General features: G+C 41.2%; 12 protein-coding genes and 1 tRNA gene. 10 read left to right on the forward strand and 3 right to left on the reverse strand.

Features of this window, described 5'->3' with window-relative positions; genetic code table 11:
* Positions 1-25 precede the first annotated feature (25 nt).
* Positions 26-3,730 carry a DEAD/DEAH box helicase gene (locus PARA125_RS03265; protein ID WP_213157279.1) on the forward strand — a complete coding sequence of 1,235 codons (3,705 nt, stop codon included), beginning with the start codon at positions 26-28 and terminating at the stop codon, positions 3,728-3,730.
* Between the two features lie 132 nt (positions 3,731-3,862).
* Here PARA125_RS03265 and PARA125_RS03270 read toward each other — a convergent pair whose 3' ends face one another.
* Together PARA125_RS03270 and der are read right to left on the reverse strand one after the other, a co-directional pair.
* A complete protein-coding gene (locus tag PARA125_RS03270; RefSeq protein ID WP_213157280.1) occupies positions 3,863-5,860 on the reverse strand; it encodes a protein phosphatase 2C domain-containing protein in 1,998 nt (665 codons plus the stop codon).
* Between the two features lie 602 nt (positions 5,861-6,462).
* Complete coding sequence (gene der / locus PARA125_RS03275; protein ID WP_213157281.1) at positions 6,463-7,929, reverse strand: ribosome biogenesis GTPase Der; 1,467 nt, start codon at positions 7,927-7,929, stop codon at positions 6,463-6,465.
* Between the two features lie 333 nt (positions 7,930-8,262).
* On the opposite strand from der, the gene PARA125_RS03280 reads away from it, so the two are divergent.
* From PARA125_RS03280 to PARA125_RS03290, 3 genes are all read left to right on the forward strand, one after another.
* Complete coding sequence (locus tag PARA125_RS03280; protein ID WP_213157282.1) at positions 8,263-10,116, forward strand: SulP family inorganic anion transporter; 1,854 nt, start codon at positions 8,263-8,265, stop codon at positions 10,114-10,116.
* 261 nt (positions 10,117-10,377) lie between these two features.
* A complete protein-coding gene (locus PARA125_RS03285; RefSeq protein WP_213157283.1) occupies positions 10,378-11,877 on the forward strand; it encodes a WecB/TagA/CpsF family glycosyltransferase in 1,500 nt (499 codons plus the stop codon).
* 28 nt (positions 11,878-11,905) lie between these two features.
* On the forward strand, positions 11,906-12,187 hold the full coding sequence (locus PARA125_RS03290) for a hypothetical protein (protein WP_213157284.1): 282 nt from the start codon (positions 11,906-11,908) through the stop codon (positions 12,185-12,187).
* 249 nt (positions 12,188-12,436) lie between these two features.
* On the opposite strand, the gene PARA125_RS03295 is transcribed toward PARA125_RS03290, so the two are convergent.
* Positions 12,437-12,943: a hypothetical protein gene (locus PARA125_RS03295; RefSeq protein ID WP_213157285.1), complete on the reverse strand. Its 507-nt coding sequence runs from the start codon at positions 12,941-12,943 to the stop codon at positions 12,437-12,439.
* Between the two features lie 663 nt (positions 12,944-13,606).
* Here PARA125_RS03295 and PARA125_RS03300 point away from each other — a divergent pair.
* The 6 genes from PARA125_RS03300 to PARA125_RS03325 all read left to right on the forward strand — a co-directional run bounded on the left by PARA125_RS03300 (position 13,607) and on the right by PARA125_RS03325 (position 18,843).
* Positions 13,607-15,565 carry a tetratricopeptide repeat protein gene (locus PARA125_RS03300; protein ID WP_213157286.1) on the forward strand — a complete coding sequence of 653 codons (1,959 nt, stop codon included), beginning with the start codon at positions 13,607-13,609 and terminating at the stop codon, positions 15,563-15,565.
* Positions 15,566-15,630: 65 nt separating this feature from the next.
* A tRNA-Gly gene (locus PARA125_RS03305) sits at positions 15,631-15,701 on the forward strand.
* Between the two features lie 90 nt (positions 15,702-15,791).
* Positions 15,792-16,610 carry a 30S ribosomal protein S2 gene (gene rpsB, locus PARA125_RS03310; RefSeq protein ID WP_213157287.1) on the forward strand — a complete coding sequence of 273 codons (819 nt, stop codon included), beginning with the start codon at positions 15,792-15,794 and terminating at the stop codon, positions 16,608-16,610.
* Between the two features lie 3 nt (positions 16,611-16,613).
* Positions 16,614-17,453, forward strand: a complete 840-nt coding sequence (tsf, locus tag PARA125_RS03315) for a translation elongation factor Ts (protein ID WP_213157288.1) — start codon at positions 16,614-16,616, stop codon at positions 17,451-17,453.
* 69 nt (positions 17,454-17,522) lie between these two features.
* On the forward strand, positions 17,523-17,933 hold the full coding sequence (locus tag PARA125_RS03320) for a hypothetical protein (protein WP_249274148.1): 411 nt from the start codon (positions 17,523-17,525) through the stop codon (positions 17,931-17,933).
* Positions 17,911-18,843 carry a phosphatidylserine decarboxylase gene (locus tag PARA125_RS03325; RefSeq protein ID WP_349305648.1) on the forward strand — a complete coding sequence of 311 codons (933 nt, stop codon included), beginning with the start codon at positions 17,911-17,913 and terminating at the stop codon, positions 18,841-18,843. The genes PARA125_RS03320 and PARA125_RS03325 overlap by 23 nt, the downstream gene beginning before the upstream one ends.
* The last annotated feature ends 296 nt before the right edge of the window (positions 18,844-19,139 follow it).

Consider the following 19,139-nt stretch of genomic DNA (forward strand, 5'->3'; position numbering starts at 1 on the left):
AAGTGGATTAGAGAGGAGTAGATCTATGGTTGAACTTCCTGAATTTTTAAAGTTCTACCAGCAAAGTGCGGAGAAAGCATGGAAACAGCATGCGATTTGCGATTTAGAATTTTCGGGTCCTACTTATCAAATTCAAGTAAAAGATCCCCGCACGCATAAAAAAGAATGGGCATTTTTACAGCTGGACGAAAAAGGGGAGATCAAAGATTGCTTTTGCTCTTGCATGGGGGAAGAAGAAAACCCGGGGTGTTTGCATCTGTCTGTTGCCTTTTTAGGTGTGTACGGCCGTTATCGGGAGCCCTTGCATCAACGTTTTGAAAGTTCTTGGTGGAACCAGTTATGCCAAGGCTGCGCCATGCAGGTGGGGTATTCATCCGATAGAATGATGCAAGTTGGCGCAAGCCATTACGAAGGTGTTACAGGTGGAGAAGTCTGGATATCATTAGAACTTTTATCTCAAGAAGCTCAAACACGCTGGCATCAAATTCTGGATGCTCCTTTAGGTGAAACCGAGGAAACCTCTTTAAAATTTTCCAACTTAACCCAAGAAGAGCTGAGTCAATGGCGCTCAGGGCAGCCTAGCTTAGGACTTAGCTATGTACTCTCATTTTGGAATGATTTAGCCAAATGGTTAATGGAAATGCAAGAATTAGAGATTCCTTATACCCTTGTCTTTCACGAGGCTTCTAAAAAAGTTCCTAAGGGGATTACAATTGACTTTAAATATGTAAAAATATTTTTTAAGCTCTCTGAGGCTATCCTAGAAGATGCTATTCCAGCCTTGAATACCGTCGCATCTCCTTTAAAAATGTTTCCTTTGCCCGAGCAAGCGATCGACCAGATTATATTTGACGATCAAAAAGGGATCATGCATATCCAAATTGACGAAAAGGGGGCATGGGTCAAAAAAAATGGCATTCATTTTCACGAATGGATATACGTTCCCTCTGAAGGATTTTATGCTTTAGCTCCCATTCACCTGTTCCCTGCAAAAAAATTACAAGGCGAGCAAATTGCTCTAGCTTTGGATACCCATTTTGTTTTTATTAAATCGCGTTTAAAAGGGTGTAGACTAGAGGCACTTCCCCGTCCTCTCGCCTATACCTTCCAATTCGATCCTAGCTGGAATTTGCATGTGGAAGCTTATTTGTTTCGTCCAGGAGATCTTTCAATGGAGGGATCTTGGATTTTTGGCGATTGGGTATTTCTCAAAAAGGAGGGTTTTTTTCGCATTGAAGGAAAATTTTTCAAAGAAATAAAGAGAGTGGTCACAAAAAATGAGATAAATGAATTTGTGAGTCAATATCGGGTTTGGCTTAATACGCAGGCTGGCTTTGAAGTTCATTTGACAGGCAAGGAAACGCGCTTAAGCTATATTTTGAGTGAGGATAATCGCTTGTACTTTTTTAAATCGGTTGAAGGAGAAAAAGGGGTTATTAGAGGATATGATTTTGGCGCATGGGTCTACCTAGAAGGGGAAGGTTTTTATCCCAAAGCAGAAGCAAGGACTCTGGTTGCTGCCTATCCGGGTTTATCAATCTCAGCGGAACAACTGCCCTTATTCATTCGGATGAACCAGGACGAATTGCAACTAATTCCCCGTTTTTTTAGCGACAGTTGCCCTATTGTCAGATGTGGCTTGGAAATTGGGGTAAATGAGGCCCAAGAAATTGTGGTAAGCCCTAAATATGAATATGCCAAAGGGTATCAGCCTGCAGATGTACAAGTTTTTGAAGGTTTTTCCTTTGTGGAAGGGGAAGGATTTTTCGAATTGACAGGAGAGCGTTTTCTTCCTGAAAAGTATCGTTTCCCCTTTGTGGTGGAACCTAAAAGGCAAGCTGAATTTTTTTCCGAAGAATGGGAAAATGTTAAAAAATATTCCTGGACAATTGATCCAAAGCTTGCATTTCCTCGTTATCAGCATTTAGTCCTCTTAAATGTGAGTAAAAAAGAGATTTTTGGGCGAGGATGGTATGGGCTTAGATTGGCCTACCAGACAGATAAAGGGATGATTGATATTCATACATTTTGGAAAGCACTCAAAAAAAACCAACGGTTTCTTTTTACAGAAGCGGGCTGCTTTGACCTATTAGAAAAAAGGTATGAATGGTTGCGGGCCTTTGGTAAAAAAAGAATGGATTTACGCTCTCATCGGCTCCTCATGACGTCCTTAGAACTGATCCGTTTGCAAATTATGGAAGAGGTCCATTTAAGCCATCTCGATCAAGCCTCTTTAAACGTTTTGCAAGAATTGCTTTATTTTCATCCACAAGAATTTCCTGATTTGCCTCAGTTTAAATGTCAGCTTCGCTCTTACCAACAAGTCGGGGTTTTATGGCTCTGGTTTTTGTATCAACACCATCTTTCAGGTTTTATTTGCGATGATATGGGATTAGGCAAAACACATCAAGCGATGGCCCTGATGGCGATGGTGCTGCAGTCGTTCTCGAAGCAGAAAAACAAGTTAAAAGCAAAGTTTTTAATCATTTGTCCTACCTCTGTGATTTACCATTGGCAAGAAAAAATGGCTATTTTTTTGCCGGATGTTAAAGTCTTTACTTTTTACGGAAGCGGTCGCCGCTTGGAAGATTTTGGCAAACAGTATGAAGTGATGCTAACTTCATACGGGGTTTGGCGAAATGAGCAAAAAGTTTTAAACCAAATTCCATTTGCTGTGGCTTTTTTTGATGAAGTCCAAATCGCAAAAAATCATACAAGCCAAATCTATGCCTCTTTGGTGCATGTCAATGCCGACATGAGAGTCGGCCTGACGGGTACGCCCATCGAAAATCATTTGAGAGAGCTGAAGGCGCTATTCGACATTATAGTCCCTACCTACATGCCAAATGATGCTTCTTTTCGAGAGTTTTTTATCAAGCCTATTGAAATTCAAGGAAATGGTGAAAGAAAACGGCTTTTATCTCGTTTTGTAAAGCCCTTTATTATTCGCAGAAAGAAGGAGGATGTGCTTTTAGATTTGCCCGAAAAAACCGAAGAAATCTCCCATTGCACTTTAGCCGAGGATCAAAAGCGGCTGTATGTGGAAGTTCTAGAGCGGTCAAGGGAGAAAATTTTACAAGTTTTGCACGATCGCACGGTTGCTATTCCCTACATGCATATCTTTGCGCTGCTGGCTTCACTGAAACAAATTTGCAATCATCCCGCTGTCTTTTTAAAAACCCCGGTTGAATACCAAGACCATTCTTCCGGTAAATGGGAGCTTTTTAAAGAACTGCTTAACGAAGCGCGGGAGAGTTCTCAAAAAGTGGTGGTTTTTTCGCAATATTTGGGAATGCTCGACATTTTCGAGCTTTACCTGCAGCAAAACGAGATTGGATATGCCACGATTCGAGGATCTACGGTGGATAGGCGGGCTCCTATTAAAAGGTTTAGTCAAGATCCGAAATGTGAGGTTTTTATCGGCTCTCTTCGAGCGGCAGGCTTGGGGATTGACCTAACGGCTGCTTCGGTGGTGATTCATTATGACCGCTGGTGGAATGCGGCTCGCGAGAATCAAGCGACGGATCGGGTTCATCGAATGGGGCAAACTCGAGGAGTGCAAGTGTTCAAATTGGTCACATTAGGGACAGTAGAGGAAAGGATCGATCAATTAATCTCTCAAAAAGGGCAATTATTAGAAGAAGTAGTGGGGGTAGATGAGCAACAGGTCCTCAAGCAGTTTAACCGGGAGGAGTTGATCCAGCTTTTACAATTTATCGATAAGGGTTAAGAGGAGGAGATTATTTCTCTTCGGGCTTTTAGCTCTCATTACACAAAAAGCGCCTGAGCCTTTCCGATATACCGCGAAAAATTTTTGTTAATAAGGGAAAGCTCGCTAAAGTTAGCAGGCTCTCATAAGAGCTTACTTCATGGTAAGGGCAATTAAGCTAAAATCATCTGATTTGCCAGCCCGATACTCAAGCCATTGATGCGCTTTTTTGGGATCAGTATCCCAGCTAGAAAATAAGGCGGAGAGTTCTTCACTTTCCCTCGCCTTACCGGTCAGTTGGACGGCGAATTCCTTATATTTCTCTAAGCTTTTCTTATCTATTTCCTTTCCGGCCATCTCGTTGACGAATGACCCCATCTTGACAAGAGGCGATTGAGTACAGTGGTTATAGATGTCAAACGCAATCTCATCTCCACTCATTTCTTCAAGCACATGCTCAGAATAAAGGGTGTGTAATGTTTGCAGTAGCTTTTTAGATTCATTGTTAAGCATATTTTGCCAGTTTCGTATGGCCATATCCTCCGGTTTATTGGAGCTGTAATCAATTATCCAATAAGCTGGGGACGTGGCTTGTAAAATCCATTCTTCAGGATTTTCCGCAAGGGCTTTCAATTCGGGATAACGCTCCAATTTATTGGCCTCTTTTAGCTCTTGAAGTGCTTGAGAAGGAGTTTTTCCCAATGTTTTGGCTTCCATATTGTCGCCAAATCCATCAGATCCTAAGAGAATAGTATCCCCACTTTCAAGCTCTTGAAAAATAGGCTGTATATGCTTGCCTCTTCTACTCTCTATTCCCATCCCAAAAAAGGCGCCTGCTTCCTTATAAGTGCTAGAAAATGGGGTGGGGGACAAATCTTTGGCAGAACCATCTTGCCTTTTCAGCATTACGCGCGCATCTCCCAGGCAAAATCCGACGGCATATCTCTTTTCTCCATACGGGATGATAAGTGTACATGCCATGGTGGAAGCAACGCCCATAGAGCCTTCACACATGGTGGTAAGCTCTGTTCTAAGCATGGCTTGAGTGAGGGCTTCCACAATATTGTCTAAAGAGAGAATTCCGTTTTCTTGCTGATTTATTAATCGAGAAGTCAGGATTTCTCTAAATAGGTTGGTTAATTCTACTGATCCTACATGGGAGGATTCCTTATTGCCGGCCGCATCCGCCACAATGGCTAAATCTATGCTACCTACCCGATCTATAGCAACCCAATCCGCGCAAAATTCATTTTGGGGCAAATATCCTTTTGCCTGAAGAATAGCCGTGGTCTTCATCGTGTCATCATTTTGGCTATGCACAAATTTCTCATCTTTATTTGCCACGAACTGAGATTCAGATTGCTGAAGGCTATCGTCGAGGGTGGTAATCTTCTGGAATTGATCTAGTTCGAGCCGAAGTGAGTGGCCATGGGTGAGCGATGCAAATTTTTCTTTCAACTCATTTAGGGCTTGAACCATTGAGGTATAATCGTGGTTTTCATCAGTCGTATAGGTATACTCTTTTCCCTTTATATGAGTGGCTAAGCCATTTTGTAAGATATTGAACTCTGTAGTCTCGAGGTCAATGAATTTAAGGTCTTGCACTTCAACCTTCTCTCTCTCAAAGGGACGAACTATTTGCCATCCTTCGTTATCTTTTCGCACCCATACAAGTTTATTCTTATGAATTGCGAGAGCAGGTCCTCGCGGTAAATCTTTCAGATAAGCGAGATGTTCGATTATTTTTGCAAGTTGTTCGGGTTTTTCAGTGTGAAGGGGGAGAATATGTTCCACTATTTTTGTTAGTTCTTCAGGCCTTTTTAATAAGGCTGTACTAGAACCTAATTTTCCCAAAATCGCTATCTTTTTACTTTGCAGCCTTTTGGATTGTGTTTTTTGCTCATTGGCAATCAGCCCTTTAAATGTGTTGCTTGTGGCGACTTTATACATGCTATCGAGCGAATTGCCATTCAAGTTTTTAAGGTTAGCTGCTACTTTTTCCTTATTTACCCATACTCCCTTAGTTATTCCTAGTATAATGCGATTGATGGTCCTTCCCCAAAAGTTGCCGCTAATGGAAGACTCGATTTCTTTGACGGTAAATTCTTTATTTCCTAGCCTAATTGAGGGGGAATTAATTTCATTACTCATGGTAATCCCTTTGCGCAAGCATTTAGTTAGAAATTAAGGAGACCTCTTACTTTATATTATAAAATTTGTTTTTTAATTAAAATTTGTTTTTATAAGAAGTGTTGTTTTTTTAACAGCCAGCATAAGTGGGCTATAAAGAAAAAAAATATCTTAATTTTTTTAAAATCTCACAAGTTTACTTAAAAGAGTGAGTTCATTCTGAAAGCTAGGCTATCAGCCATATCCTTACCGTTTTATTTTAACCGCTTTTAAAGGCCATCAAATTTTATTGGCCGAAGATCTAAATTGTATGGCAGGAGAAAAAGGCAATTTATCCAAATGCATTTGCTTCGCGGCATTCATCATGCCGCGTAAGAATTGATAAGCAAATTATCAAACCAGCCAAAATCCGACATTCTCGGGAGCTTACTAGGTTTAAAAAATCGATAAACAAGAAGATTTTAAAAAAGCTAAAGAGCTTGAGCCTGAGTTGGACATGTATCAGGTTAAACTAAAAGACATTGAGGGAATCAGATAAGCTATAAATAAAAAATATTATCCTTGTAAAAGCAAGATTTAAAATTAGACAAGGTAGCAGCCGCAAAATTACCTAAGAAGGTTTTTTAAGGCCAGTTCAAATGATTCTCATCGGTTTCGTCCCAATCGGAAAACTCCTCGTCATCTTCAAAGAATTCTTCCTCTTCTGTCGGAGTGGAGACCATTTTAGGAGGTTTGGGGCGGGTCTGTTGCATGGCTTCTTCTTGTTTCTCCTTACGGGTTTTTTCCTTTCCTTTTAAATGCATGAGGATAGGAACACCTGTGAAGCCGTAAGTTTCTCTAAATTGATTGTAGAGGTATTTTTTATAACTCTCCATCATCAAGTTGGGATAATTCACAAACAGAATAAACTTGGGTGGATTAATGGCGACTTGAGCCATATAATAGACACGCAAACGTTTACCCATCATCATCGGAGGGTGGTTGCGTTGCATTGCAGTTTCAATGAACTTATTCAATTGATGGGTGGTGATCCGCTTTTGCGAATTTTCATGTACCGTTTGGATTCCATCAAAGATTTTCTCAACATTTCTGCCTGTTTTAGCGGAGATGAAAAGCTTGGGACAATGATTGAGAAAGGAGGCTTCGTTCTCAATTTCTTTCAGGCAATGCTCCATTCGAAAACCTTTGACCAAGTCCCATTTATTAAAAAGCATGATACACCCTTTGCCAGCTTCTTCAACCATATTGGCAATTCTTTTTTCCTGAACTGTAATGCCTTGTTGTGAATCCAGAACGAGCAGACAGATATCTGCTCGGGCAATGGCGCGTTCTGTGCGAATGGCGGCAAATTTATCTACGACTTCATGTTCCGCATGTTTTCTGCGAACCCCAGCCGTGTCGATAAGCGTGTATGTGTGTCCCTGGTGGGTAAAAGAAACGTCTACGCTATCGCGGGTTGTCCCTGGAATAGGGCTCACAATACATCTTTGGTCGTCCAAAAGATAGTTGATCAAAGAGGATTTCCCCACGTTGGGACGTCCAATAATCGCAATAGATAGGGGTTTATCGGTTTCTTCTTCTCCAATTTCAAGGCTTAAAGGATCTAAAGCTGCCTCTAGAAGCTCGGCAATCCGCCAGCTTTGCGTAGCAGATACCGCGACTTTATTGGCAATTCCCAGAGATTGAAATTCATAAATAAGATAATCCTGGGAGGGGTGATCGATTTTGTTGACTGCCAAGCAGAGGGGCTTGGAAGTGCGCAATAAAATTTGAGCCACTTCATGGTCTAACGCTGTCAATCCTACTTGTGCATCAACCACCATGACGATCGTATCAGCTTCTTCAATGGCGATTTCTGCTTGTCTTTTCACTTCTTCGTTGAATGGGGCATCTGAACGAGGGTTGATGCCGCCCGTATCAATCACTTGAAAGTGCCGGCCAAACAAATCAGCATCGGCATAAAGGCGATCTCTCGTCACGCCTTCTGCTTCATCTACAATGGCAATTTTCTTACCGCAAATTTTATTGAAAAGAGCAGATTTTCCCACGTTAGGTCGGCCTACGAGAGCGAGTTTTGGTAGTCTTGACATAATCAAATCTTTCACGTTAAGTTTTATGAACTTACTTACTATAAAGAAATAAAGCTTAAAAATAAATAGAGGATTGGATTATGGGAGAGAAAGGGAGGGCAAGCTAGCAAAAACAGAGGACTCGAGTAGATGCCAATCTTGCTTGCGGGCTTAGGTTTTCTTTTTAAGGATTATTCTTTTAAAAAATAGTAACATTGAATATAATGAATTTTTAATTTTTTAATCAATATTTTAGCATTTGTGGTTTTTAATAACAAAATGCATCTTAATCTTATGTTAAAATCCAAAAAAACAGCTGTAGATTTTTTCTTACCGCTCAAGGAGTCGATGTAAATGGGCTCTTCGATTGATCGTCTCTCCTTTTTTAACTCTTTTCAGGACTTAAAAAATTATTCTCTCAGCTTTTTAGCTCAAGATATCAGCGCTGGATTTTCAGTGGCTTTACTGAGCGTTCCTCAAGCAATGGCTTATGCAATGGTTGCTGGTCTTCCTTTGTCGTGTGGCATTTTAGCCGTTATTTTTTCCTCTTTAATTGCTGCTGCTTTAGGATCCTCCCGTCATTTAATTGTAGGGCCTAGCAATGCGATTGCGATCATGGTCCAGGCAGGAACCTCTCAAATTTTATTCAATTATTTTAGGGATCTTGAAGGGGCTGAGCGAGAATGGATGGCGGTACAGATTTTAACCCAATTGACTTTATTAGTCGGGCTTTTCCAGATTTTAGTGGCTTCGCTTAAACTAGGGCGCTTAACCCAATTTGTCAGCCACTCAGTCGTGGTAGGTTATGCCATGGGAACAGCGATTGCGATCATTATCGACCAATTTTTTATTTTTTTAGGGATTGCTCCCCTGGGAGGCGTGCACGCTTTTTATGAAAAGGCTTGGTACTTAGTCTCTCATTTAAACCAATTTCACTTGCCTACCTTATTAATTAGCCTGGGAAGCTTATTTCTCATTGTCATTTTTCGGCGAAAAGACAAACGGATTCCGGGTGCTGCAATTGCTTTTGCGTTTATGGGGATTGTGGTGCAGCTCATGGGTTTAAATACAGAAGATGCAGAGTCTTTTGTGGGAGGCCGCCTTCAACACGTTTTGTTAATCGGGAATTCAGGGGAAGTTTACACGGGGCTGCCAGACTTGGCATTTCCTTACTTTAATACACACATTATGAGCAGTGTGGTGCCTGTCGCTTTTGCGATTGCTTTGATGAGTATTCTTGAATCTGCCGCTGTGGCCAAATCGATTGCTGCCATTACCGGTCAGAGGTTATCGCTCAATCAAGATATTTTTGCGATTGGAATGGGAAATTTTTGTGGGGCTTTTTCAGGAGGGGCCATGCCTATTTCTGGCAGTAATTCTCGGAGCATGCTGAATTATATCAGTGGAGCCCAAACCCGATTTGCTGCTATTTTTGGGGCAATTTTTGTCGCCACCTTCTTAATGGCTTTTGGATTTTTCATTACGCGTATTCCTGTAGGGGCTTTAGCAGCTCTTCTCATTGTAACCGCTGTCAGCATTGTCAATCGCAAGCAATTTTTACTTTGCCTAAAAGCGACTAATTCGGATGCGCTTGTCTTATGGATTACCATTCTTTCCTGCATATTTTTTAGTTTGGACGTGGCCTTCTACATCGGAGTGGTGATTTCAATTACTCTTTATTTGAAAAAAGCGGCTCTCCCTCAATTAATTGAATATGGGATCGATGACTCAGGAAAATGGTGTTCAGCTGAAACTGCCACAAAAAACGACAAGAAAAAAATTCGGGTTATCAAGGTAAAAGGGGAGCTGTTTTTTGGCGCAGCAGACCTGTTCCAAAGCACCCTAAAATCCATTGCTGAAGATGATACCACTACAAAAGTGATTATTTTACAGCTTAAACATGCGCGTGACCTGGACGCGACAGGTTGCTTGGCTTTGCATCAACTCTACAATTATCTACATAGCTCAGGCAGGCACCTTATTTTAAGCGGTTTGACTTTTCCTACCTGGGAAGTTTTAAGTAATTCAGCTTTGATAGACCTGATTGGAAAAGAAAATCTTTTCTTTTTGAATGAAAGGCGGCCTCACCTTCACATGAAAAAAGCCTTAAGAAGAGCCGAAGCTCTCTTATGCTCTGCGTCAATCCCTTTAGAGCCAGAAAGCGTAGATTTAACCGAAAAAAGTTATCTCGAAGTTCGAGCGGATTAACCGCAATTCGTTCTACCCCTCTTGCAATCAACTTATTTTTTTGTAATAGTCGGTTTATAAGCGAAAATCTTATACTTTTTTCTTTCGGGAAGGTTTTTTAGCCTAAACTTTGGGAGGGGTAGAGATTTAGAGAGAGACTGACAGCAAAAACAGGTTTTTTGCGTCATAGCCTGCCAGTTAAGTTAAAAGTGACTGAAAATTAAGCAAAAACCTCAAAGTTGAAGGCCGCATTGAAATTCAGACTAATTAAGGAAAGAGGCCATGCATCCTCGAGCTCTTATTTTACTCGGAATTCCTGTCAGTGACTTAACCCAAGAAGAAGCTGTACAAGCGATAGTTAAAACTATCGAGGCACCTGCTGGACCCCAAAAAGCCATTCGGTATGTAGGCTTTATGGATAGGGAAAAGTTAGGGGGCATTTGGGGATGGGGAGTATCGACAATTGATCAGAGAGAATGGTTGTCTATGCTTTTTAAATCTTTCCTTATTTTGCCATCTGATCACGCCTTAGTGTGGTTAAGCAAAGCCTTAGGAACTCCTTTAAAGGAGCCCATACAAGAGAAGGAATTTTTATCCGAGCTAATAAAGGAATTAGTTTATAAGAAAAAATCTATTTTCTTTCTTGGAGGAAATGAAATCGAGTTAAAGGCCTTTGTAGAAGGCTTAAAAAGAGATTATCCCGAAATTCAAATTGCCGGGATGGAGTGTCCTCAAATTAAATGTGAAGGGGAGAATCTTACTCACATGGATAACTTAGACGATGTCCTTGTGGAAGATATCAACCAAACTGAGCCTGATTTAGTTTGGATGCATTTAGGAAGCCCAAAGCAAGAAATTTGGCTTAAGCGGGTTAAGCAGCGTTTAAAAGTTCCTGTGGCGGTAGGAGGAGGTTCTTTTCATTCTCCTGTTGCCGGGCAGTCGTTTATGCAAAAAGTTTCAAGCTGGTGGCAGCAATTTTTTAGCGTGGTGAAATTTTCCTGGCTTTCTCTTCCCTTAATCACTTACCAAAGTTTGCTGTATTTCTTTTACCACAAAAAAATTGGTCATTCTTGGGCCTCCAACGTTAAAGACCCTCTGTTATTTCTTTCTTTTGAGCAAAGCTTTGTAGTATTTCAGCTTCCACCTGTTTTAGATCACACTGTAAGCGATCAAATTCTGGTTCAATTAAAAGATGCTTTGGGGCATCCCTGCTTAACTTTCGATTGGAGTAAAGTGGTCTATTTTGATATAGAAGGGCTAAATTTTCTCACTCAATTGGTCACAAAAGTGTGGAGAGAGAAGAAAGAAATTTATTGCTGGGGATTAGCCTCACATTTAAAATATTTATTGAATTTTCATCGACTTTGGGTTTTGTTAGCCCCCTATTTTTTGGAAGATCCTCGCCAATTTCTTTCCCATTTTTGCGAAAAAGAAAGGGGAAAGGACCATCTCTACTTATCTATTCAGCAAAGGCACGCGCACCTGATTGTCACTTTTTTTGGGACCATGGGAAATCAGTTAAATTATAGCAGCTATTTAGCAAGTTGGATCCCCATGATTGAAGATAAAGAGTGTATTTTAGATTTTACGTATTGTGCGGCCATGGATAGTCGGGCTTTTGGATTTTTGCTACACCTAAGAGAGTATTTGAAAACCCATCATAAGTTTCTTAAAATTTGTGGCCTTAAATCTAGCCTAAAACAAGAATTTGCGCTGACAAAAGTTCATCATTCATTTAAATTTTTTGACAATATAGAAGAAGCTTTAGCTAAAGTTTCTTGATCGAAATCTAGAAAGCGGAGGAAAAAAGATGAGAAAAAAACTTATGGTATGGACGGTTGCGGGGTTGTGTGTGTGTATGACGAATCTTTACTGCGAAGAGGGTTCCAATGAGAAACCTACAGAAGAGGTGGAAGAAGAGCTAATGCATGATGAGGAAGAGGTTGCGGATCGCAATTCTGAAGAACGAGATCAAAGAAGCTTGTATCTCCAAAATCAAGAAAACGTGCGGCGTCGGATGGAAATGCGTTATAATCGTTGGAAAAGAGCTCAACGAAGGCAGCAGGAGTTATCTGAAAGGCGCGGGAGCTAAAGGCTCCCTCTTCAATACATGGGAGGGGTTAAAATCCGGCTAACTGATTGAGCAGAATCGAATGGTGCTTCCTAGAAAGGGAAGCGTAAATTCAAGCCAGGCAAGGCTTATTCTAAAAAGAAGCGTCTTTAAGAGCGCTCCCTAACATACCCGGTTGTCCCATTGCGCTACTAGCCAACAAGCCCGGAGTTTAAGGGGATTGCATTTCTGGCTATTTAAAAATCCTCACCATTATACGGGCCTGCGTTGCTAAAAAATACTAAAAATGGGGCTAGATGAGGCCATGCTTTTGCAAAAGAATCGGGAGATTAAAGCTTTTACAAGGGTTTCAGGATATTTTTTTGTTTGAATTTCTTTAAAATCTTTTTCATACAATACTTTAAAATTCATGCCAAGATGCAGAGGTGAATTTCCTCCTCCTTTTGCAAATAAGCAGGAAAAGTAACCTGGGATATGAAACCGTTCTTCAGTTTTTTTATCAGTGGGGATAAATAAAATTAGAATTTTAGCCCTGTCTTCTGAGGTCAAGTTTAAAGCTACCTTAGGATCCCATTGCCCATCGTTAGCAAAGATAATATCAGACTTGTCGCCTCCTTGAAAGAAACTGTAAATTTTTTCGTAATGGCACGAGGTGGCATCTTTTCTCTTTTTTAAGCCAGTTGCAATGGTTTCAATCCATTCTCTCTTTACGTGGAGGATCAAAGGGAGCCGCATGCTTTTGAAAAATAAGCTCCCATTTAGGTGGAACAATGCCACATATTTTTTCCATAAAAAGTTCGGAGAGCTCCCGGTTAGTAGAAGGGCTGATATGCATTTTGTTTAAAAGGACTTTTTGATCGAAGCTAAAAGTCTTGCTATAGTTAGAGGATTTAAAAGTGAAGAAATTGGGGATCCTTTGAATAAAGGAGGGCGGTTTTTCTTTAGGATTTATGATCTTAATTTTAATTTTTTTATGGAAGAGGCTTAAAAATCCGGTTTTTTGTAATTCACAATGGGGATCGAAAGCGTTTAATTTTTTATTAAACTCCTGAAATTTCAATAAACTTTTGTTTTTAAAATTCTTTGTGAGCTACCCTATTTCTCATTGATAAAGTCTTCTATCTTCTCACCTAAGAAATTTAAATGGATTTTAGCCAATCTCTTTTAGGAATTAATGAATTTACCCATTACTTTCTCTGGCAGACTGCCGATTTAACGGCTGCTAAGGCTCTTGCTTTTTAGCTTTAGAGTTCACTTAAGGGTACGGATATTTAGCCCTATAGAGGGGGAGTTTTGTTCTTTTAAAAAATCTAGCAGTAGGATAAAACAGAGCATAATTGCCTGAACTTTGGTTTTTGGTCGCGGAGCTTCTAAAGATCAAGAAGCCCATCTAAAGTTCAGTTTGTTTCCTTAAATATCTGATGTGAATTTGGTGGGTCTATGCGCAAATGGGTTGTCTCTGTTTTCTCCCTTATCGGTATCGTAGCTGGGATTGGGGGATCTTTTTATTGGCTGAATCAGGAGGAAACCCTTGTGGTCCCCACGCCCCCTAGGGAAGAGGCCTTTGAAATGGAGGTGGCGAGTCGTTTCATCGCTGATGGCCGGTTTGTAGAGGCTTTGGCTATTATTCGACAATATGAACCTGAAATGGAGCGTTATTCTGCCAATGGCAAGCAGTGGCTTAGGCTCATGATAGATGTCAGCGAGAAGCAAGGAAATATTCAGCAGTTAAGGATTTTACACCGTTCTTTTCCTGAAGCTTTTGATTCCAATGAAAGAGCGGCTTTAACGATAGCCGATCAATGTGTCGTCGATCGAAAAGCAAAAGACTATCAAAACATTCGATCGCTATGGAAAGGGAAGGAAGAGCAAAAAGAGAAATGGCTTTTCTTAGATGTGAAAATGTTAGCGCAAGAAGGACGGCTTTCTGAGGGGATAGCTCTTCTTAAATGTCAGCCTTTGGAAAATCAAAAGAGCGAATTAAAACGTCTAAGTCATTTAGCCCTTTTTCATCTCAAAGAGCAAAATCCTCGCCTGGCGTGGGATTCCCTCAATCAAGCCTATAAACTCTCTCCCCATGATCCTGAAATCCGTTCTTACCGTGGAAAAGTCCTTGAAATGATGGGGAAAAAGCAGCTTGCCCTAGGTGAATATTTGTCTGCCCTTCGAGAGCATCCCGATAATCTTTTTTTGATTGACCAAGCTGCTGAGTTTCATCTCAGGCAAAAAAATTATGCGGAAGCTATCGATTTATGGACAAAGGCCCTTCCTCCTCCAAGTTTAGACCATATTTGGTTGAAAACTTTGTTTTGGGGCCGTATAACAATACCTGCTCAATTTGAATGGAAGGAAGAAGAGTCCCCACGTGGGAACTTAAGGCCGTTGGTGAATTATTTATTGGCGCTAAAGCCAGGGGAATTTTGGGATGCGGCTGCTTTCGCGGAATTGGAAGCAATACAAACCCCTTTAAGTCATCACCAGACTATTTTTTGGCTGCGGTTGCTCGCAGAATTAAAACAAGGAAACGAAGCCCTGGCTTATGAATTGATTGCAAAAAATCCTTTTAAATGGGAGTCATGGGATCCAGTGTTGGAGCAAGGTTTGTCTCAAATCCTTGCCTGTAGACAACAAAAAGAGCTCGAATCGTGGGTTCAAGATGCGCCTTTACTATATCCTGAACGAACTTTTTTCGAAGAGTTGAATACTTATGCAAAAAGGGGCGATAGTTTGGATGGCTATCCTTCCCCTCTAAAAGAGATTTTAAATAGCAAGCATGCTTTTACGGCTGCGCTTTTAGCTGCGGGCTGGAATGAGGCTGCCCTTTCAATGTATAATGGGGAGAGTCTATCGGAAATACTTCCCGCTTGGGTTGCTTGCCGATTGACGCAAGCGTTATGGGAAAACCGCCATGCTGGCGAGGCTTTGCGTTTTGCTAGCAAGCAAGAAAAATCTCCCGAGCTATCTTTAATGATAGGGGAGCTTCTGATTGAGAAAGGAGAATTAGAAGTAGCCCGTGCGAGTTTGCACCACTTAGTAGAAGAACCTGAAGTAGGCTTAAGAGCAGTTCAATTGGTTAGTGAGCTTTATCAAAAGGAAGGCCTTTATGCCCAAGCTAAACAATTTATCGAGCAATTTCCCGCCTTTAGGGACTCAGTCATGGGGAAAGAAGCGTTAGCCCGAATTGCTTTAAAGCAAGGGGATGAGGATTCAGCAAGAAGGTTGTATGGTTCCATTCAAGATGAATCTGTCGATGCCAAAGCCTATTTTGTGCGCAAAGCCATGGAAGAAAGAAATTGGGCTCAGGCTAAAGCTTTGACTTTAAATATGCTTGCCGAGTTTCCCACAGATCCTTTTTGGCTAGAAACGCTCAAAAAAATTAAAGAAGGGCAACCCAAATAAAAAATCGGAAAAAAGGGTTGCACTAAAAACAGATCATTTGCATAATTTCTATTTTCACTTGAGCTGCGCCTGTAGTTCAATGGTAGAACAGTAGCCTTCCAAGCTACGAGTGTCAGTTCGATTCTGATCAGGCGCTACTTTTCACAATTCAATAAACATCACAAACACCAAGACCGAAATTTTTCCTTCAAGGAGAAATGCCGTCGTCAAAATAAAGGGACAAGGCTTGGCACAGCAAGAACCATTTCAAGAAGTTACAATAAAAGATTTATTGGAAGCAGGGGCGCATTTTGGCCACCAAAAACGTCGTTGGAACCCGAAAATGAAACGTTTCATTTTCGAAGAGCGCAACGGCCTTTATATCATCGACTTAGCAAAAACTTTGCAGCAAATTCGGTATGCAAAAGAAGTTGTTAAGCAAGTCGTAGAAAATCACAAATCTATTCTATTTGTGGGAACAAAAAAACAAGCCAAAGCCGTTATTCGCGATTTAGCTGAACAGTGTGGCGAATTTTATGTTTGCGAGCGCTGGTTAGGTGGAATGTTGACAAACCTAACAACCATTCGCCAATCCATTAAGAAACTTGAGCGAATCGAAAAACGGATCTCGGCAGGGACGGAAGGATTTACAAAAAAAGAATTCTCTTTGCTTACCAAAGAACAAATTAAGCTCGAAAAGAACCTTTCAGGGGTACGCGGCATGCGCAAATTGCCAGGACTCGTGATTGTAGTGGATCCAAGCAAAGAACACTTGGCGGTTGCAGAAGCAAATAAGCTCGGCATCCCTGTGATGGGTTTAGTGGATACAAATTGTGATCCGGATCCTATCGAATATGTGATCGCCTGTAACGATGACGCTTTAAAAAGCGTAAAATTAATCGTGCAAGCATTAGCGCAAACGATCATTCAGACAAAGAATGAAATGAACGTTGCCGCAGGCAAAGGGGATGGAAAAGGGTTCGAAGATGAAGAGCTCGAAGAGGAAGAAGAATTTGCAATACGTGTGAGTGGCTTAGAGGATGAGCCTGGTAAAGAGGAGGAGTAAATTATGTCGACAACCGTAACTCCAGCCATGATTAAAGAGCTTCGCGAGCGCACAGGGATTGGCATGGGCCAATGCAAAAAAGCTTTAGAAGAAGCCAACGGAGACATGGAGCTGGCTATCACCAACCTACGCAAATCTGGAGCAGCCTCAGCTGTTAAGAAAGAAGGGCGGGTAACTAACGAAGGGATGATTGGTGCAGCCCAAGTTGCTAAAGCTATCGCCCTTGTAGAAGTGAACGCAGAGACAGATTTTGTGGTAAAAAATGAACGTTTTCAGCAATTTGTCCAGGCAATTTCCCAAGAAGCTGCTGAAACAAGCCCCGCTTCTTTAGAGGCTTTCTTACAACAGAAATATTCTAAAGACGACAACATGACGATTGATGAACTCCGCTCTTCGCTCGTTCAAGCAATTGGGGAAAACATCCAAATTAAGCGCCTGAAAGTTTTGCCTAAAAAGGCAAACACTTCCGTGGGAGTCTATTCTCATCTGGGAGGAAAAATGGTGACTGTGGTGGAAATTACAGGTAGTGATGCGCAAGAAGAGCTTGCCAAAGATATCGCGATGCATGTGGCAGCAGCAGCACCTGAATACGTGTCTCCTGACCAAGTTCCAAGTGAAGTATTGGAAAAAGAGAAAGAGATTGCACGCAGCCAAGTGGTAGGCAAGCCTGACTTTGTGGCAGAGAAAATTGTGACAGGGAAATTGAATTATTTCTATGACACCACATGCTTGATTTGCCAAAAATATATCAAAGACGATTCAGTCAAAATTGAAGACCTCGTCAAGCAGAAAGGGAAAGACCTGCAATTGACTAGCTTTGAACGTTGGACTGTTTCTCAGTAAAGGGTTGAAACCAGTCGCAAGATTTGTTTGCGATTGGTTTTTTATGAAGTTCATTTTAGAGAGGAGCAAATGGCTAAGAAACTTTCTATTCTGTTAGTGGCTTTAGTTGCTTTAAACCCCATTTTAATGGCTGATGAACTTCGCCCCATCACCGCTGATACCCCTCGATTTGACCCTTCTAACGAATCGAAAACGGATCCTCTTTCCCAATTAGACCGCGTGATTGAAGCCTCTGGAGAACTTTTACAGAAGCAAAAACAGCTGAAAGAGTTGTTAGCTGAATACATTCACATGCAAAACGCTTACCTCCACAATCAACAAGATCGTGAAATGCTTTTTCGCCTTGTGAAGATTGCTTATAAAGCTCAAAACTTAATCCAAGAGACCCATTTGTCATACGCTTTTCCTCCTGAGTTTTTAAAAGAACTTAGCCTTTTCTCTCAAGTTGGAGCAAAGCGTGGATTGCCCAGACCTTCGTAACATGGAAGCCATTCACTACATCGATCGCCTTTCGCAGAAGATGGAAAGGGAAAAAGTGTACGGAGAGCAATTTCTCAAGCTTTTGTACGGTCAAGATCTGCTCAGTCGAGTGTTAGGAGCTTCTGTCCTTTTTTTTCTTGCTCGCTTTCCTATTTTTTCTTTCTTCTATGGATGGTGGCAATCTCAACCGTGGACAGCCAAAAAAATCCAGCCTTTCATCGATGCTTTTCAGGTGGATTCGTCCGAATTTGCAGGGCCTGTTGAACAATTTAAATCCTTCAATGACTTTTTTATTCGCAAGCTTAAAGCTGAGGCAAGGCCCTTTGTCCATGGGGAAAGCGTGGCGATTACACCCGCTGATGGACGTTATTTATGTTATCAAAACATTGAGCAAATCGATGGATTTATTATAAAAGGGAAAAAATTTTCCTTAGATGGATTGCTCAAAGATGCACAGCTTGCCAACCGGTATAGAGAAGGCACAATGGTTATGGCCCGTTTATGCCCTACCGATTACCATCGCTATCACTTCCCATGCGATTGCATCCCAGGTATCGCCAGAACCATTCCGGGAGATCTTTACTCCGTTAACCCAATGGCCATTCGGCACAACCTGGAAACTTATACGGAAAATAAAAGAACATTGTGCGTGCTTGAAACAAAGCAATTTGGCCAAGTGCTTTTTATTGAAGTGGGAGCTACCTTTGTGGGGAGCATTCATCAAACTTATGTGCCTTATTCCCAAATTAAAAAAGGAGATGAAAAAGGGTATTTTTCCTTTGGAGGATCCTCCCTTATTCTTCTTTTTGAACCGAACAGATTGCAATTGGATGAAGATCTTATTCAAGCAGGTTTGAGCCACATCGAGACCAAATGTTTAATGGGTCAATCGCTTGGTCGGTGCCTCTAAAGTTTTAATAGTGTTTTTCTAAGGTGCCTTGTTCCTAAATTCTAATTTCCTAAGACAAATTAAAAATATATCCTTGAGTGTAGCGGTAGCGCGTCGCTTAGGATACCTACAAACCAATTATAAGGGAAAGCATGTTCACCTTAAATTTTATTTTATTGATAGTGGATCGAGGACTGGCTCAGCCATCTAGGAAACATGATAGGCTGGTTTGCAGTTTCCTAGCAATTGTGGTTGATTAAGTGGAAGGGGTATCAAATCAATATGTGCCTTGAAAATTTCTACCACACGCCTTCATT

The sequence above is a fragment of the Parachlamydia sp. AcF125 genome, assembly GCF_018342475.1.
Classification (GTDB): domain Bacteria; phylum Chlamydiota; class Chlamydiia; order Chlamydiales; family Parachlamydiaceae; genus Parachlamydia.

Coding starts and splice junctions, on each gene's coding strand:
- PARA125_RS03265 (WP_213157279.1), top strand. CDS start 26: ATGGTTGAACTTCCTGAATTTTTAAAGTTCTACCAGCAAAGTGCGGAG.
- der (WP_213157281.1), bottom strand. CDS start 7,929: ATGTCAAGACTACCAAAACTCGCTCTCGTAGGCCGACCTAACGTGGGA.
- PARA125_RS03290 (WP_213157284.1), top strand. CDS start 11,906: ATGAGAAAAAAACTTATGGTATGGACGGTTGCGGGGTTGTGTGTGTGT.
- tsf (WP_213157288.1), top strand. CDS start 16,614: ATGTCGACAACCGTAACTCCAGCCATGATTAAAGAGCTTCGCGAGCGC.
- PARA125_RS03280 (WP_213157282.1), top strand. CDS start 8,263: ATGGGCTCTTCGATTGATCGTCTCTCCTTTTTTAACTCTTTTCAGGAC.
- PARA125_RS03270 (WP_213157280.1), bottom strand. CDS start 5,860: ATGAGTAATGAAATTAATTCCCCCTCAATTAGGCTAGGAAATAAAGAA.
- PARA125_RS03300 (WP_213157286.1), top strand. CDS start 13,607: ATGCGCAAATGGGTTGTCTCTGTTTTCTCCCTTATCGGTATCGTAGCT.
- PARA125_RS03285 (WP_213157283.1), top strand. CDS start 10,378: ATGCATCCTCGAGCTCTTATTTTACTCGGAATTCCTGTCAGTGACTTA.
- PARA125_RS03320 (WP_249274148.1), top strand. CDS start 17,523: ATGGCTAAGAAACTTTCTATTCTGTTAGTGGCTTTAGTTGCTTTAAAC.